At 39.5% G+C, this 17,677-nt stretch carries 15 protein-coding genes; 2 read left to right on the top strand and 13 right to left on the bottom strand.

Going from position 1 to position 17,677, the window contains the following annotated elements; translation table 11 throughout:
• Positions 1–175: 175 nt before the first annotated feature.
• Complete coding sequence (pac, locus tag SOI76_RS08100; RefSeq protein WP_104078767.1) at positions 176–2,638, top strand: penicillin acylase family protein; 2,463 nt, start codon at positions 176–178, stop codon at positions 2,636–2,638.
• Positions 2,639–2,706: 68 nt separating this feature from the next.
• Here the strand turns inward: pac and pad are convergent, their stop codons facing one another.
• From pad to SOI76_RS08035, 13 genes are all read right to left on the bottom strand, one after another.
• On the bottom strand, positions 2,707–4,194 hold the full coding sequence (gene pad / locus SOI76_RS08095) for an NAD-dependent phenylacetaldehyde dehydrogenase (protein ID WP_104078768.1): 1,488 nt from the start codon (positions 4,192–4,194) through the stop codon (positions 2,707–2,709).
• Between the two features lie 33 nt (positions 4,195–4,227).
• Positions 4,228–5,445: a hypothetical protein gene (locus tag SOI76_RS08090; protein ID WP_104079228.1), complete on the bottom strand. Its 1,218-nt coding sequence runs from the start codon at positions 5,443–5,445 to the stop codon at positions 4,228–4,230.
• A gap of 144 nt (positions 5,446–5,589) precedes the next feature.
• Entirely contained in the window at positions 5,590–7,905 is a 2,316-nt protein-coding gene (tynA, locus tag SOI76_RS08085) for a primary-amine oxidase (RefSeq protein WP_104078769.1), read from the bottom strand.
• 207 nt (positions 7,906–8,112) lie between these two features.
• The gene (feaR, locus tag SOI76_RS08080) at positions 8,113–9,027 is read right to left on the bottom strand and encodes a transcriptional regulator FeaR (RefSeq protein WP_057052367.1); all 915 of its coding nucleotides are present in this window, start codon (positions 9,025–9,027) and stop codon (positions 8,113–8,115) included.
• Between the two features lie 198 nt (positions 9,028–9,225).
• The gene (locus tag SOI76_RS08075; protein WP_104078770.1) at positions 9,226–10,182 is read right to left on the bottom strand and encodes a p-hydroxyphenylacetate 3-hydroxylase reductase component; all 957 of its coding nucleotides are present in this window, start codon (positions 10,180–10,182) and stop codon (positions 9,226–9,228) included.
• A 44-nt stretch (positions 10,183–10,226) separates the two neighbouring features.
• Complete coding sequence (locus SOI76_RS08070) at positions 10,227–11,180, bottom strand: PDR/VanB family oxidoreductase (RefSeq protein ID WP_104078771.1); 954 nt, start codon at positions 11,178–11,180, stop codon at positions 10,227–10,229.
• A gap of 34 nt (positions 11,181–11,214) precedes the next feature.
• A complete protein-coding gene (locus SOI76_RS08065) occupies positions 11,215–11,952 on the bottom strand; it encodes an SDR family NAD(P)-dependent oxidoreductase (protein ID WP_057086177.1) in 738 nt (245 codons plus the stop codon).
• A gap of 10 nt (positions 11,953–11,962) precedes the next feature.
• Positions 11,963–12,448, bottom strand: a complete 486-nt coding sequence (locus SOI76_RS08060) for an aromatic-ring-hydroxylating dioxygenase subunit beta (protein WP_001056937.1) — start codon at positions 12,446–12,448, stop codon at positions 11,963–11,965.
• Positions 12,449–12,458: 10 nt separating this feature from the next.
• Positions 12,459–13,736: an aromatic ring-hydroxylating oxygenase subunit alpha gene (locus SOI76_RS08055; RefSeq protein WP_001084470.1), complete on the bottom strand. Its 1,278-nt coding sequence runs from the start codon at positions 13,734–13,736 to the stop codon at positions 12,459–12,461.
• A 29-nt stretch (positions 13,737–13,765) separates the two neighbouring features.
• A complete protein-coding gene (locus SOI76_RS08050) occupies positions 13,766–14,293 on the bottom strand; it encodes a nuclear transport factor 2 family protein (protein ID WP_104078772.1) in 528 nt (175 codons plus the stop codon).
• 10 nt (positions 14,294–14,303) lie between these two features.
• Complete coding sequence (locus tag SOI76_RS08045; protein ID WP_000387550.1) at positions 14,304–14,663, bottom strand: hypothetical protein; 360 nt, start codon at positions 14,661–14,663, stop codon at positions 14,304–14,306.
• 28 nt (positions 14,664–14,691) lie between these two features.
• Complete coding sequence (locus SOI76_RS08040) at positions 14,692–15,840, bottom strand: acyl-CoA dehydrogenase family protein (RefSeq protein ID WP_060706136.1); 1,149 nt, start codon at positions 15,838–15,840, stop codon at positions 14,692–14,694.
• Between the two features lie 36 nt (positions 15,841–15,876).
• Complete coding sequence (locus SOI76_RS08035; RefSeq protein ID WP_104078773.1) at positions 15,877–16,986, bottom strand: amidase; 1,110 nt, start codon at positions 16,984–16,986, stop codon at positions 15,877–15,879.
• 149 nt (positions 16,987–17,135) lie between these two features.
• Here SOI76_RS08035 and SOI76_RS08030 point away from each other — a divergent pair, with 149 nt between their 5' ends.
• On the top strand, positions 17,136–17,603 hold the full coding sequence (locus SOI76_RS08030) for a MarR family winged helix-turn-helix transcriptional regulator (protein WP_009392094.1): 468 nt from the start codon (positions 17,136–17,138) through the stop codon (positions 17,601–17,603).
• Positions 17,604–17,677 lie beyond the last annotated feature (74 nt).

Here is a 17,677-nt window from a genome sequence, read left to right as displayed (position 1 = left end):
GTTCGAGAAGGTATAAATATATACCTCAAATGTAATGGAAAATTACATGGATAAATAACAGTATTTTAAATTCATGAACAGGGCTTGTTCATCCGTGACGTGAATCTAAGAAGATTCTTAAATCGCTCACTTCTACATCATAATGAAAGTAAGGATATCTAAATTGAACATATCTATGCTGAACTCTCGGCCTCACCCTACACGCCCTTTAATTAAATATGGAACATTACTTTTAGGTGCGCTTTTAGCGGGTTGTAATTCCTCATCAAGTTTAGACCCCACACCGACACAAAAGCAGATCACAATTAAGCGCGATAAATTCGGTACACCACATGTATATGCAAATGATACCTATGGACTTTTCTACGGTTATGGCTATTCGGTAGCGACCGATCGATTATTCCAGATGGAAATGTCGAAACGTACAGGACAAGGTACAGTGGCCGAGGTGCTCGGTCCCGACTATCTTCAATATGATATTGCAACACATAGCCGTTTTGATCCAGAAAATATTAAACAGCAACTCGCCGCACTCCCACCAGAAGACCGAGCAATTTTTGAAGGTTATGCCGCAGGTTTTAATAAGCGTGTTAAAGAGGTTTTAGCAGATTCAGCTCTTATGCCTAAAGAGTTTACAGATCATGGTTTTAAACCATCAACATGGCAACCGGAAGATATTGCTATGGTTTGGGTGGGCTTAATTTTAAATCGCTTCTTTTCAGCAAGTTCGGAAGTATCAAATTTAGATTTACTCACGCAACTGCAAAAAGAAAAAGGTCAAGAAGAAGGCCTTAAAGTCTATCAACAATTACGTTGGCTAGATGACCCAAGTGCCCCAACTATTATTCAATCTGCACAAAAAACTCAGCTTTTAGCACATCAACAGCAAATACTTAAAGACATTAGCCCTATTTCAAACAAGGCAGCCAAAATCTATTTAGCTCAAGCTCGCATTGCTTTAGGCAAAAGTGTTGTAGATGGTGTACCTACCGCCAGTAATGCATGGGTCTTAAAAGGTGATAAGACCATTGAAGGCCAAGCAGTTTTATATAATGGCCCACAGCAAGGATGGTATACACCAGCAATTACTTACAGTATTGGTTTACATGGAGCTGGCTATAATTTGACAGGTATAACTCCTGTTGGCTTACCTGCAATTTTATTTGGAACTAATGGCAAAATCGCATGGGGTTCGACGGTAGGTTCACTCGATACTAACGATGTTTATCAACTCACCCTAAATCCAAGTAATTCAAAGGAATATTTATATAAAGGGACATATATTCCATTTGAACACAAGCAAGTAAAAATAAAAGTTAAGAATCAGGCCGACCATGTTTTAAATGTTTATAAAAGTAAACAAGGCTTTGTAAGTACATGGGATGAAAATAACCATACGGCGTATGCGCAAAAACGTAGCTGGGAAGGCGTAGAAATTGAAACCTTATTAGGATGGGCAAATGCAGCGAAAGCCTCAAATTGGGATGAGTTTCTTGCTCAAGCCAAACGTGTCGCAGCCTCTATTACTTGGTTCTATGCCGATACTAAAAATAATATCGGTGTGGCTGCTTTAGGTCGTTTACCTATTCGCCCTGAAAACCAGCATATTCAGCTTCCAGCTAAAGGTGATGGTTCAATGGAGTGGCAAGGTTTTTATGACTTCTCACACAATCCTAAAGAATACAATCCGCAAAAAGGTTATGTCACAAGCTGGAATAACAAAGCCTATGCAGGTTTACGCTCAGATTCGTCAAACTTTTCTTATGTAGATCGGGTCAATGAACTAATTGAACCTTTAGAAAGTAAAGCAAAACTGAGTCAGCAAGAAATTTGGGAAATTAATAAAACGGCTGCATGGTCTGATTTAAATGCGCGTTATTTTGTTCCTTATATGGTCAAAGCTGCACAAAGTCCCAAGGCATCACCGTTAGCCAAAAAAGTCGCGCCATTACTTGCCAATTGGGATCTTAAATTACGCCCTGATAGCGAGGCGAAATATTATCAAGGTGCAGCACCAGCAATTACACGTGCATGGCTTAATCAAATGATTGAACTGGTACTCAAACCAAACCTTTCAGAAAATATTTATAAGCGCTATACCGATACACTTTATCCGGTAAATAATGATCCGCGTAGTGCCCAGCCAGCGAGTGCATCAAAATTAATCTGGAATTCCTTACAAGGAAAACAGGCAAGCGTTCCTCAGGATGTTGATTTCTTAAAAGGACAAACAGCAGATGAAGTCGTATTAAAAGCTTTAGAAAATGCGCTGAATGAACTTTCAAATCAATATCACTCTACCGACCCGAATGATTGGAAAATTCCGGTGGCAACCATGGGCTTTTCCAGCAAAAATTCGGTAGGCATTCCTTGGGCTGATCCATCGCATGAACAACACCTCAGCACTTATGGAAATACGGGAAGCGCTACTTTTAGAGTGGTCTTAAATCCAAATCAAGTCACCATGTGTTCGATTTTAGCTCCAGGACAAAGTGGCTTTATCAATCAAAATGGAAAACCTGATGCCCACTTTGCAGATCAGCTCCCTTTATTTGAAAGTTATAAATGTAAAGATGATGCGGTGAGTCAAAAAGAAATCGATCAAGCGACCCAGCAAACTATCACGTTAAATTATTAGTTTTTAGTTCAACTGATCTTAAAAAACGAGGTTTGTTATTTATAAAAATGACAAACCTCTTTATTAGTTTAATACCGAATCATGACTGATTTTAATTCGGTGTAATCTTCAATAAATGCATCTGAAAACTCTCTGCCAATTCCTGAAGCTTTCACACCACCAAATGGAACTGATGGATCTAAGAATGTATGCATATTAACCCACAAAGTACCTGCTTCAATTTTAGGAATTAATCGCAAAGCTTTCGATAAGTCATTTGTCCAAATACTTGCGGTTAAACCAAAGCGCGACTGATTCATAAGCTGAATAAGCTCTTCATCAGTTTCAAATGGCATTACCCCGACCACTGGACCAAAAGTTTCTTCTGAAAATAAAGGATCATCCGTATTTTTAAAGGAAATTAAAGTCGGTTGTACAAAATACCCTGTCTGATCTAAAGCCTCACCCCCTGCAATAATCTGGTTGTTGGCTTTAGCCATATCTAAATAATGTTTCACTTTATGAAAATGTGGCTGATTAGAGAGTGGACCAAACATACTTCCCTCATCCATAGCCGAACCAATTTTGAAACCAGAGAGAGCTTTAGAGAGTTTTTCTACCAATTCATCATATTTTGTACGGTGTACAAAAAACCGTTCTGGAGATGCACAAACTTGCCCTTGATGCACAAAAGTTGCTTGCAACAAAGTTGGTAAAATCTCATCAATATTTGCATCAGCCAAAACGGCTATGGCATTTTTACCGCCCAGCTCTAGACTTACACGGGTTAAATCACTGCTCATCGCGAGCTTACCAATCGCAATACCTGTTGGTACTGAACCTGTAAAAGAGACTTTCTTAACGAGTGGTGACTCAATTAAATATTGCCCTGTATCCCCCTTACCCGTAACCACATTAATTACACCGGCTGGAATACCTGCCTCAATCGCAAGTTCAGCTAAGCGTAATAAAGATAAGCTGGCAAACTCACTTGGTTTAAGCACAATGGTACAGCCAGTGGTTAAAGCTGAACCGATTTTCCAAACACCAATCATCAGTGAAAAATTCCAAGGCACAATCCCTGCAACCACACCAATAGGTTGTCTTAAAGTAAAGGCCGTATATTTTTCACCTTGCATAGAAGGAATAGACGGTTGCATGGTTTGACCATTAATTTTGGTTGCCCAACCCGCAAAATATCTTAAGAAAATAACGGATTGTGCGACTTCAAGATGTCGTGAAATATTAATAAGTTTTCCTGTAGACAACGTCTCGAGCTGAGCAAGTTCTTCACCATGTTGCTCAATTAAATCTGCTAACTTATTTAGTTTAACGCCACGTTCATACGGCGTAGTTTCAGTCCAAGCATTTTGAAAAGCATGTTCAGCACTTTTAACGGCGCTTTCGACATCTTGTTGACTACCAATACTAATTTGAGCAACCACTTGTTCAGTCGATGGATTCACAATATCCACTTTATCTAAATGCTCGGCAGCAACTAATTTTCCATCAATAAAATGTCCATGTTGACGTGCCATAAATTGTTGCACGCTTTGTAAAATCTGAACTTCACTCATTTTTATTTCTCTCAATTCATTTAAAAGGATCTATTAATAGATGTATTGCAAAATTAACTGCGCATATACATTGGTCTTGTCATTGTAGTTTTGAGTACCACCACTATGGATATCGTGTTTTGGTTTATAAAGTCCCACTAAAGGAATCACGTTGAATTTTTTATTGACCGACCAGACTGAAAAGACATCCAGCTCATGTCCATCTACATTAGTTAAAGACTTATTTACTGTTTTGAACTTATAGGCCAAAGCACCCAGCATAAAATTTTCTTTCAAGTTCATCATGTAAGAAACTTGATGAATATCTGCATTTTTATTAAATGGACCAGCATAGTTTCCGGCAACTTCGCCCTGAAACCATGTACCAAAGCCGACTGTATTTCCATAAAACATAGGGTCGTATTGGTCTGAAAAATGGCTAAAACGGTAGCCTAATGAGGGCGTATATTTTGAAGATAAAAAGCTATAGTTCAGTGCCAAATAACCAGCATTTTCGTGACTATCTTTTTTATCTTGAACTACAAACTCAGTTTTAACTTGTAGCTCTGGTAAAGGTTGATAACTCAAGCGTAAAGCATAATTCTTAAGATCTTCGCGCCCTGAAACCTGTTCAGCATCTTCAAGGTCTAATACATTTAAATAGGTAAACCCGACGCCCTTATCTTTAAGCTGATACATCAGATCAGTCACAAAGAGTTCAGGTGAAAATTGTGCTTTGTTATTTGATTTTAAATAAGCCAACTTTAGCGTTGTATTCTCTTGCGGTTTGTATTGAAGCAAACTTGTAAAATCAAAGCTTCGACGAGCTGCTAGATAATATGCTCCGCCCCGATCGAGTGCACCATCCGCCGGCACTTTACCGAGGTTTAATGCATCACCCGCAATAAAGAACCCGTCACCAATCACGATATTTTGTCGACCAATACTTAAATCATAGGTCGTTAACTCATCTTTATTGTTGCCGTCTTTAAAACCAATGATCCATTCATTCACATCTGTTTTACGTTCTTTGCCATTACTATTTTGGCCTGCGTCTCCATCACCAAATGTTGCCGAGCTAATACCGCTCAAGCTTGCATAGAGCTGATTGTTTTTGAAGGTGTATTGTCCTTTTGCACCATATTTAAGATGACCTTCTTGCCAATTGATTCTTTCATCATCTAGGTTTTCACCGTTATAGCTTTTACCGCTACTAAAAGCCCCCAAAGTTGCTTCAAAAGTCGGTTTAATTTCAAGCTCACCAGCATGCACAGTTGAAAAAAATGAGACAAAGAAAGTTCCTCTCACAACCTGAGAAAATAAGTTTTTCATTGAGAAATTCCTTTTTTGCGAACGGTCTAACCGTGCTCAGGTATGGGTAACCGATTCGTTACCCATTCTGGCTTATTCACATTTTTATTGATGGTCGTGCTGTGTGTTTTGCTCTTCTTCACCCAAGTTTAAAGTCGGGGTGCTGTCAAAGAAGTTCCAAGGTTTGATGAGCGTATTTACCCATTCTGTTGGCATAATTGGCCATTCTTCAGCACGTGCCACATGGGTTGTACCTGTTGTCATCCACACCACAAGATCTTTATTTTCAATATTTTCATTGTTGCCAATGAATTGTCCTAACCCTGTGTCATGAGTCGAACGATTTGAATATTTCCCTTCAGGATAGCGTTCGTCTGGATTGTACTGAGTCACCCAAATTTGCTTATCCATAAAGTTCAAACGTTTAAATAACCATTCATCTTTAGAAAAATTGGCTCCTTTCGCCACAGGGTGTGTTCCACCTGCAAAAGGAATGAGCTGGTAAGAAACCGGATTACCTAATTTATTTTCCTTGTTGAAATTTGTGAGTAAGCGAATGGTAGATGGATCAAACTTTTCAGCTGCATTTTGCTCATTCGTAATGACTTTACTGTCAATTTGCATTGAGCTTGTACGAACACCACCTTTGTCATTGGCTTTCACCACAGGGTCCATATGCATAAAGCTGTTGTTTTCCCCATCTACATCCATGTCTAAGCGGAAGTTATAGATGTGCTGATGGGTTGTACCCACAATATTATGGTCAATTAAAGTTCCATATTTGGTGTCTTCTTTGGCGGTACTGTCATGCATGGTGCGTGATTTAACGCCTTTAACAGCTTCAATACCCGTTGCACCCGCATTAATTCCAATTACACCATTTTGGGAAAATACCCAGTCAAACATGTAATCGTAGTTTCCCACCGTACTAATCCAGCGCACCACAAGTTCACGGCGAGCTTCACTCGCATCCTGGTTGCCAAAAATTTCGTGATGTTTATATTCAGGTCCTGCATAACGTTCAAATACAGCAATGGCATTTGGAATCACTTGTGGCTGGCCTTTGTAGTCTGCAATCACGGCATCAAGTAAAACAGCGTTGTCGGGTGCATCTGTTCCCGGAATAATAGATGAGGTAAGTGTTCCCATACCATATTCGCCAGAGTCCAAATAAGATTTGAAGTACCATCCAATATCAGGATCACCATATGGAACCACCATTCCACCCAAGTTGCCTTCATACATGACTTTACGCTTCACACCTTTATCTTTATAGGTCACCGTTGAAAGTTGTAAGCCAACACGAGAGTCTAACGCCACATGCAAACACCAATTCCCCCAATGTATAGTTTGACCGGTAATGCTAAAGTTCTTACCCTCAGGTTCAGAAATATTGAGTGGTTTTAGCTTACTTGCTACTGGCTTATTCGACATATAAGGTCGATTTGCCATTGGCACAGGAATGATTGCGCCTTCTTCAATCTTAATAATTTTTTCTTTATCTAAATCGACTACAGCAACTAAATTTTCAATTGGATGCGCCCAGTAGTTACCATCTCCTACATCTAGGTAAGCAACGACTTTTAATATATTGAGTTGTTTGTCCAGACCATCTTTACCGCCAAAATATCCAACAGTTAGCGGTGTAGCAATCACTTTCTTCACATTGGTAATACCGCGTTTGCGTAACGCATCTTGATATTCTTTACTTGTCTCAATTACACGCTGTACGGCTTCAAAGTTATCGAGCAACACCATTCCATGAGTGTCTTTAAGTACATTCCATTTGGTGACTTGTTGAGTGTTAAGATTAACTTCACCTTCAATTGCTTGACTCCCCTTTAATAAAATAAATGAGGCAATACGATCTTCTTTAAATTCTTTGTGATTAATAAAGTAATCCCATACTTTGGCTTTTTCAGGTTCTTTAAGCTTTAACTCAGCAAAACGCATATTTTTATAAGCGTATTTCGAGCGATTAATCACATCAAATGTCTTTTGGATTTCATCAGAATTTAAGCTATTGAGCGGGTGAAAGGTATTTTCAACTTTAAAAGTTTGATCTAACCCAGACTGGAAAACTTCGTTAAAAAAATCTTTTCCAATAACAGGTTTACCATCTTTAATTAATAAAGGCACGCTGAGCTTGAAAGGTTTGCCATTCACTAAAACCTGATTTGAGTTTGGCTTGGCTCTAACTACCATAGAGCCTTTGGTAATTGTATAGGTATTGGTAAAGTCATCTTTAACAACTTTAGCGCCTTGCTCACTCATGTTCTGATAAAGTGAGACCATGTCAGCCTTGCCACCATGAGCAAACGCTTGAGTATTGAGTCCCCAAAAGCTTGCAGCGATTGATAAGTTAAGTGCCAGTATTTTTTGTATGTCATTCAATAATCGTTGTTTACGCATTGGTTTCATCCTTATCATCTATCCCTGAACTATCTGAATCAGACAGTTAAAATGCACTTCTTGTGAGTGAAATTCATTAGACTAACTTAATAGTTTTATGGTTATTAAGCTTATCTAACCTGCTCTAATGAATTTAATTTCAACACAGTTACATAGGGCTAGCTTGTTCAAGAATGACGTCGTATTTGTCTAAAAATGACATTCAAAGATGAAAAATTAAACTGTCATACCCTCTCTAAACTCTTTAGGAGAGATACCATAGGTCTTTTTAAAGATTTTTGAAAAATGAGCACCGTCCCAGAAACCCCACTTCAAGGCAATTTGGGTAATCGAGCTTTGTTTGTTCTTTTTATCAAGCAAATCCGCTTTGACTTTTTCTAGGCGTTTTAGCTGTATGTATTTGTTAATAGATAGGTTTTCTTGAAGGAATAAACGGTAGAGATGTCGTAGTGATACTCCAATATGCTCTGCAATTAATTTAGGGGTTAAATCGGGTTTTGCTAAGTTTTCTATAATATAGCGCTCGGCTTTTTCCATCAGATTATTGGAGCTATGAACATTTTTATAATTGATTGTGGGTTTGATTAGAGCAATCAGTGCATCTTCAAAAGCATTGCCATCTTCAGTTGCATACCAAAGTTTGATGTTTTCAGCAGACATATTTTTCAAAATATTCTTGAGTAAAAAACCACTCATATTTTGCGTAATTAGTTTTCCAAAATATTCGGTACTAATATTTTCTTTAAGTAATTTTTCACGTGAGAGATGGACTGAAATCTGGCTGACTAATCCCTGCGGATACATCGAAATTGTTTCGACCGGATCGACCAACACAATATCGCCTTCATTTAGGCTTAAGGTTTCATTTTTATACTCGAGCAGCATTTTTCCCGAATACTGCAAAATCAAAAAACAAAAACGATTATTCACTCGATCGATTTCATCGGCTTTCCGGACAATTTTATTGGCATTATTTTTAATAAAAGCAATTTCGGTATCACCCAATAAAAAGCACTGAACTTCACCAATGAATAAATTACGAGTTCCGTCAAAATCGGTTTCAAAATTGCCGCACACATTTTTAATATGGTGCGTCCATGTGAGTAATGCATCGCTTACATATTGGTTCATCCCTTACCTCTCTATACATGTGCCACCGCTCAAAATTTTGCGTTTGCGGTGGTGCACTGTCTTGGCTTATTTGCAATCTTGTTTTATTGATAAACAAATTGTGTGCCAAAAATTCCTTATCCTTGGAATTGTTTTGATGATAGTCAGCTAGATATGAATAAGCTGATAAATCAATTCAATTTATCAGCTTAATGGGACTTATGCTACTCCTGCAAAGTCTCGCAGCATGGTAATAAAAATATCCTTTTGCTCCTCAGAATACTTTTTAAACACCTCATTTTGGTGGCTATCGGCAATATCAAACAAATACTGCGCCGTTTGTTTACCTTTCTCGGTCAGTGCATACAAATTATCGTGATCGACCAATAATCCTTCAAATTTTAAGATTTCAGCCGACCTTTCAACTTCCTGCATTGGCATAGCAATATCACGCGGTAAATCTTCCTTACTTGAGGCAGTACCACTGGCTAAAACCAGTAAAAGACGTGATTCACTAGTACGGAAACCAGAAGCCATTTGCTTAGGAATATAGTCTGTTTGATAAGCTTTAAAAGCACGGCTCATTAAGTAGCAGACATTATTATATAAGTGCCCATAATGTGTTTGGTCTACGCCGTTCTGTTCAGTTTGTTTAACTTGAAGGCTTGGATGCGGCATGACACAAGAATATGCGCCTTGATGGTAGACCAGTGGGCTTCGGCCTTGGTCATAGAAACGAACCACTTTACCAACAATAATCCAATGGTCACCACCTTCAATCACTTGATAACGTTCGCACTCAAACACCGCAGAACAATTTTCTAAAATGGGTGAGCTTCCTGCACCAAGTTGAAAATTGGTGTCTGCAAATTTATCAATATTACGTCTCGAAAACTTATTAGACAGCTCAATTTGCGTACCCGATAAAATATTGACTGCAAAATGTGTCGCTTCTTCAAATACTGAAAAACTTGACGATTTTTTATCAATACTCCACAAAATAAGTGGTGGGTCGAGTGATACCGAGTTAAAACTATTTGCAGTGACTCCTACTTTTTCACCTTGTGCATTTTGTGCAGTAACAATGGTAACGCCTGTTGCAAAATTTCCTAATGCTCGTCGGAACTGTAGTGGATCGACCGTAAACTCATCTATTTGTTGTAATACATTCATCATCTTCTCCTAAACCTTCTCATACATCCATATAAATCGCGAGAGCATTAGATATCTAAAACTAGTCTTGGTGTTTTAGAGCGTGAACAGCACACCAAGATTTGTTCATTGCTGGCTTTTTCTTCATCAGTAAAATAAACATCTCGATGATCAGGTTCGCCTTCAATCACGTCGCACATGCAGGTTCCGCATACGCCTTGCTCGCATGACATTTCGATGTCGATGCCTTCTTTAGCCAAAGCCTGCAAAATGGTTTCGCCAGCTTCAACCATAATGATTTTTCCACTACGCTCAGCCACCACCTCAAATGAATCTCCAGAGATGTCTGTTTCAACTTGGAAATATTCTTTGTGGATTTGCTGTTCAGGAAAATCGTGAGTCGTTGCAAGGTTAATCACCCAATCCATGAAACCGACTGGACCACAGGTATAGATATGGCTCTCAAGGTCAATATCTTTAATAGCAGATTCAAAAAATGCTCGGTGGCTTGCACCTTCAGATTTAAAATGGAAGGTTGTATATTTTGCTAACTCACCATTTTTAATTTCATCAACAAAAGCGCAGTTTTGAGGGCTAGCGCCACAGTAGTGAAGCTCAAATGATTCGCCTTCGTGTGCAAGTTGATAGGCCATCGTGATTAACGGCGTAATTCCAATTCCACCGCCAATCAATACGCTGTGTTTGGCTTTTAAAAGTGGAAATAAGTTTTTCGGCTCGCTCACCTGAATTTGCATGCCATCTTTAATTTCATCAAAAGCCGAGACTGAGCCACCACGTGATTCAGGGTCACGTAAAATTCCAAGGCGAAACTTACCTTCATCATTTGGATTTTGGCAAAGTGAATATTGGCGCACCATACCATTTGGTAAGTGCACATCAATATGTGCACCGGGTTCAACCTTTGGTAATGCAGCAGAAGTTGCAGATTCAAACTCCATAACTGCAATATTTCCACCTTCCACATGGCGATTTTTAACGACAACATCATAAAGTGTAGTCATGATTTAACTCCCTTTTCATGGTTAAGCGATTGGCTTAACGCATGAATAAACCACCGTTAATATCCCATGTTGCACCAGTCACAAACCCCGCATTTGGACTCGCAAGCAACCCACAAGTTTCAGCAATAAAATGCATACTACCTAAGGCTTTAACCGGAATATTCTGGATGAACTGTTCCATTTTTTCGTCTGGCACTACACTATGAACGATTGGTGATTCCATCGGTCCTGGTGCAACCGCATTGACTGTCACCCCTTTTGCCGCAAACTCTTTGGCAAAGATTTTGGTTAACGTCACAATGGCACCTTTGGTTGCCGCATAGTGTGCACCTGTTGCAGTACCGCCATTTTGTCCCGCTAACGACGCCATATTAATGATGCGTCCATAACCCTTTTTAGCCATATATTGGCCAATAATTTGGCAAGCTTGAAAGGTGCCGCGTTGGTTAACTTGCGTGATCCAATCAAAATCGGCTGCGGTAATTTCTAATACAGGCGTTGCTTTGGTGACGGTGGCATTGTTAATTAACACATCAAGTTTAGAAAATTTCTCTTCAATCCATTGCACCGCTGCATGAAAATCTGCCTCGACCGAAATATCCAGCTTTAAAGGAAACATATTTTGGGCATACTGACTTTGTGCCTTAGCATTTTCGGCTTTTTCAAGCGTACTGGCTGACAAAATCACTTGATGGCCTTGGCTCGCAAAATATTCAGCAATCACATTACCGAGTCCAGAAGCAGCACCTGTCACTAAAACAACCTGTTTCATGTTACCGCTCCTAAAGAATGTAGCTAATACCAGCCAAGGTATCGGTTGAGTTAACCAAGTTAATGATTTTACGGTTAATTTTAAAACCAGTATCAGCATCACGGGTTAGATGGTACGTAATATCGGCCGTGTAATGCTTGAGGTTTTCTTTACGAAATTCACGTAAATTTTGAGCACAGCGTAAAACGATTTCATCATCTTGATCTTGAATCACTCGTACTCGCGAAATACTGCGTACCGTATTTGCCTTTGGTGCCGTAGAAATTGCCTCACCATTTTCGAGACGCTCTACCCGTAACTTACGCATATGATTATCGTCATAAGCATAATTTAAGTTGTTTTCGTAGTCTGTGAGGTTCGGGTCAATCGGAATGATATAAACACCTTTTTCATTCCATAAATTGAGCCATTCACGGTATTCACTGTGGTCTAACATATCTGCTTCAGCCCAGATGAAAGCAGTGACTTCATTTAATAATTGCAGATTCATATTCATTGCTCTCTCCTTAAGCTGTCATCATCTTTTTCCATTGCTGATATGCTGCACGCATACCTGTTTCAGCACTGACATCACTTTTTAAGCCATCTTCAGTTTTAACTTCGCCCGGTAAACCGCGGTTGAGCATGATCCATAAATCATTACCGGCATTGGCACCATGTTGTACGCGTTCCCAAGCCTCAGAGTCATCTGGCGTACCAAAACCAAATGGACCTTGGAAATGTTCATGCAAACGTAAACGATATTGATTGGCAATTTGTGGACCGCCATCCATCGTAATCACCGAGTGATGAATTTCTGTTTCAGCAACTGAAATTGGCTGTAACACACGGAAGAACGCCATTGAGCATGCAATATTCGGAAATAAATTTAAGTTAAAGCCAGAACCACCCACTGCTCGAACAATACGGCGTACTTCTAACTCTTCATGCCCTTCGTCACGCAAAGCTTGAGCCAAGTCTTCGAAACGCTCTTGAATTGGTCGCTCCATTAAGTCTTCTTCTAAATCGACCAGTTCAGGAATCATCACCATGACACTGTGACCATTACCTAAGTCTTCAACAAAGCCCGGCTGGTTTTCGAAGTTAAAGAGTTCTTCGGTTTTTTCATCTACAGAACTTAAGAATGACTTGTGTACCAGCGGGAAGTGATATGCATCGGTGGTATTTTCAAGCTGGATTTTCCAGTTACCCGGGAAACGGAAACGATGTTCACCCAACACTTTAATTGGATAACCCGCACCTTGTTTCATAAACAGATCAATCCATTTTTTTGCTGGCCCAAGGAACTCTTCAAGCGGTTGAATGTCTTCTTTAAATGAAGCGAAGATCATGCCGTTATATTCTTCTACCCGTAGACTCACCAGTGGTAATTCTGATTTATCTAAACAATCACCGTAGCTTTCCGGAGATGGCACACCACGTAAACTACCGTCAAGTGCATAACTCCAACCGTGGTACGGACATACAAAACTATTAGTTTTTCCTTTTTTATGTTCACATACGGTTGCTGCACGGTGACGACAACGGTTTAAAAGTACATGGACTTTCTTTTTACGGTCACGCACCACAACCACAGGTTGTTTACCGATATTAATCGTTTTATAGCTTCCGCCTTCTGGAATTTCGCTGGCATGCGCAACCCACACCCAAGTGCTATAAAAGATTTTTTCCATTTCTTCATCAAAAATGCGTTCATCTTTATAAAGAGAAGTATGGGCACGGTCACTTTTAACTAAAGCATCGTAATCAATGCCAATGTTATGCGTTGGGATAATACTGTTCATATCAATAGTCCTTTTAAATATGTCCTGGGTCATTCCTGGGAAGGTACCGGCAACTCGGCTTCACTTTGCCAATGCGATACCGGACGACTGAAAATATTCTGTGTTTGGAAATGTTTAATTTTCCATGTTCCATCTGCTTGCTTCTGAAACTTCACCTTGAGCTTTGCCGCATTCAGATGACTACGGCCATCTTGAAAAGTTGAAGTTTGCAACATCAGCCATGAAGCATTTGCATCATTTTGATTTACATAAATTTGTTCTGAATTTACAAAGTGTGCATTCATAACAAAGTGAGATTCTTTTTGGGTATAGCTTTTAAACATGTCGTAAATCGACTGCCAAGAATCATAACGACCAAAAGATTTGGAATATTTCTCACCAATACCTTCCCAAATACAGTCTTGATCAAAAAGATTCATCAACTCATAAAGATCTGTATTTGCATTGAGCTCGTCGCAGATTTCCATATAACGGTTTATGCAGTTACGAATGGCATTGAGTGCTTCCAACTGTTCTAGCCGTTCTATAATCTCTGCAATATTCACTTTGTCAGTCATTGCGGTCGCCTTAACGTTGAATAATCAATTCACGACCAACACGAGCTTCAACTTTGCAATATTTCCAAAGTTTGTATGGCCCTTCACCCACCACGGTCGTTCTAAACAAGTTACAAGCTGCATGTACTGTCTCAATATCCGGAACATCTGCAAGCAAATAAGTGGTCCAAGGCCAGCCCGTACTTGCACCCACCATGCTTTGGTCATCATCAAGATTCCCAAAAACATGCACACCAGGTAGGTCATGAATGCCATTCCACATTTCACCAAATGCTGCCCAAACCGCTTTTGCTTCAGCAGGTTCTGCATCAAAAAAGTTCTGGTTAATACCCATGCAAAACAACACGCGTAATGGTTTTTTAGCTTCCATCTCAATATTCCTTTTTCAAAATTTAAACTTATAGATAACCTGGGGTTGGCTTTAATCCGAAACTGACTAAACCTGCATTTTGTAAAGTTGCATCACCCATAAAGGCATGTTGGGTCACCACGTTGGTGTCATTTACAAAACGGCTAAATGGATTGTTGGTATAAATCGCTGTCATACCCGCGAGCATTTGCATTTTTCGGGTCACTTTGGCGCAAACGCGAGCTGCATGTGTACATGCCAGACGCATATCACTAATCTGTTCAGCAGTTGCTTCACGACCAGCAATAATTTCATTCCAGACAATATCCATGGTTTGATAAAACCAAGACTTTGCCGCCTGAAACTCTGCATCAGCTTGAGCAAACTCATATTGAGTCACTGGGCGGTTTGCAATTTCTGACCCACCCGTAATAGATGCTTTACCCGGTGCTAATTTTTCAAATTCTTCTAATGCGGCAGCTGCAACACCAATACCCACCACGGTTAATACTTGAGTCGCTAAAGACAGTGATGGATATTTAAAAAATGGCTCGCTGAGTTTTGAAGGTTCGCCACGTACAAAGGTCCATTTCTTTTCGACCAATACATCTTCAACCACCAAATCATGGCTTCCGGTACCTTTTAGGCCAACAGTGTCCCATGTCATTTCGATTTTGGCTTTGTTGGCAGGCATCACGGCCATGCGTGGTAAACCTTGCATTTCATTGTTTTTAAGAGGTGAAATTCCCACGCCAACAATGTCAGCGCCCATACAGCCGCTTGAAAATTTCCAACGTCCGCGCACCACCACACCTTCATCGGTAATTTCGGCAGGCTGAGGTGGGAAAATACCTCCGGCAAATACGACATCTGGCCCGTTTTGGTACAACTCTTTCAGCGTTTCTTCCGGCAAACTTCCTAAATACGCAGGACTCATACCGAAACTTGCTACCCAACCCACTGAACCATCAGCTTTAGATAAAGTCTCGATCAACTCACAAAATTGCCGTGGTGACCATTCTTCACCACCAAAACGTTTAGGCACCAAAGCACGGTAAACACCAATTTTTTTAAGTTTTTCGATAATGTCTTGGCTTACATAGGCCTGATTATCAAACTCACCTGCACAGGCACGCTCACGAATTTCTTGGCACAAAGCATCTAAGTCAACTGCTTTGTCTTGAGAAGCAAACTCCATTTTAGACAACTTATTCATCATCTAACTCCTTGTAATTTATTGCATTGCATCAACACAAAATTTAGCTATTGCACATAATTGCTCATCTTTTTGATGCTTTGATACGAACTGTAAGCCCACAGGCAAGCCTTCACTGGTTTCAAGTGGCACTGAAATAGCTGGATGTCCTGATAAATTAAATGGTCGAACTAAACCGGTTAGGTTCAAAAAAGCGACCGTGTTTTCAGCTTCAGAAACTTTTGGTGGAATTTGTGGAAGTGTCGGTAGAACCAATGCATCATATTTTTCTAATAAAGCATCGAGTTCTTGGGTCAACTGCGCTTTCACAACTTCTGCTTGCTTTACTTGCTCTAAAGTGGTGTGGGCTGCTTTTAATAAACGATTATTTACATCAGAACCAATTAAGCCTGTTTGAGTTAACTCACCAAAAGCTTGCCAGTTTTCATAGTTAATAATCTGCATGCCTGCATCATAAGCTGCTTCAAAATGTTCAACTTTTTCTAAAACGGTCTCTAAATTTGCTTTTTGAAATGCTTGATATATACAGTTCCAAATAATCTCATCTGCTTTGACATCGAGCACTGCAAGTTTTGGTGTAAGAGTGCATTCAGCCGGCTTAAAAGTTGGATCAATAATTTGCATGGCTTTTTCAATCATCTCGACTGAATTTGCAAAAGGACCAACGCAATCTAAAGAACTTGACGGTGGGTATACACCTTTGCGACTTACCCGACCGAAAGTCGGTTTTAAACCAAAAACTCCGCAGCACGCAGCGGGCATACGAATTGAGCCACCTGTGTCTGTCCCTAAAGTAAAGTCAGCTTGCTTTGCTGCAACTGCTGCGGCTGAACCACTTGAAGAGCCACCCGGAATAAGTTCAGGATATTTAGGGTTAATTGATGTACCAAAAGCGTGGTTAATGCCCGTAATTCCAAAAGCCAATTCGTGCAAATTTGTCTTGCCAATAATTTCGCAATCAGCTTTTAAGATGTTTTTAACCACCTCTGCATCATCGTGCGCAGGTTCAACTTCTAATAAAGCTTTACTGCCAGCAATGGTTTTTAGACCTTGAATATCTATAGTGTCCTTCACCATCACCTTGAGCTTGCCACTTCCTTTGTGCACACTTTGGCTAATAATATTCATTCACTTTTCCATGTATTTTTATCCATTAATTAAAATATCAGAAAATTTAATGGAATTGTCAAGTAATTTTTCTAATGTGCGTTCAAGGAAATATGCAAAATTTTGTTTATAATAGAATTACCCTTTTTTTACTAAGTTATTGCTTAGCTATGCTTGATCATTTAGAACAATTTCTTCCTAATAAAGAACCGTCGAGTATTCAAAATTTCCCTTTTTTTTGGGTTTCCCAAGTCAATGGAAAATACTCACAACTCATTGAAAAATCAATAAAAAAACTAGGTATTGATAATACACGTCGTAAAATCATTTTAAGTACCAATGCCTTGGGTGAAGCGAGTATTACTGACATTGCCAATCTTTCTACTTTAAAGTTAACTACGGCAACTAAGGCTGTATATCGCTTGGTAGAAGATGGAATTGTTGAGGTCTACTCTTCTACTACCGATGAACGGATCTCGATGGTGAAATTAACCGCCAAAGGAGTTGAGCTGGTTGAACAGATTAATCAGATTAGTGTGGTCACTTTGGCAGGCATCCTAAATGCCTTCTCAGAAGATGAGCTTCATAATTTAAATCATCAGTTAAAAAAATTATTTGATCTCATGCCCTCAAGTTAATTACTTCATTTGATGAAAAATTAGCTCACTTAAGCAGTTAAAATTTATCTTTTTTAGCTGCTCTCTTATTAAAA

The organism is Acinetobacter pittii, from assembly GCF_034064985.1.
GTDB classification, from domain to species: domain Bacteria; phylum Pseudomonadota; class Gammaproteobacteria; order Pseudomonadales; family Moraxellaceae; genus Acinetobacter; species Acinetobacter pittii_H.
The sequence above is the reverse complement of the archived record's forward strand: the minus strand, read 5'-3'. Positions and strand labels throughout refer to the sequence as shown.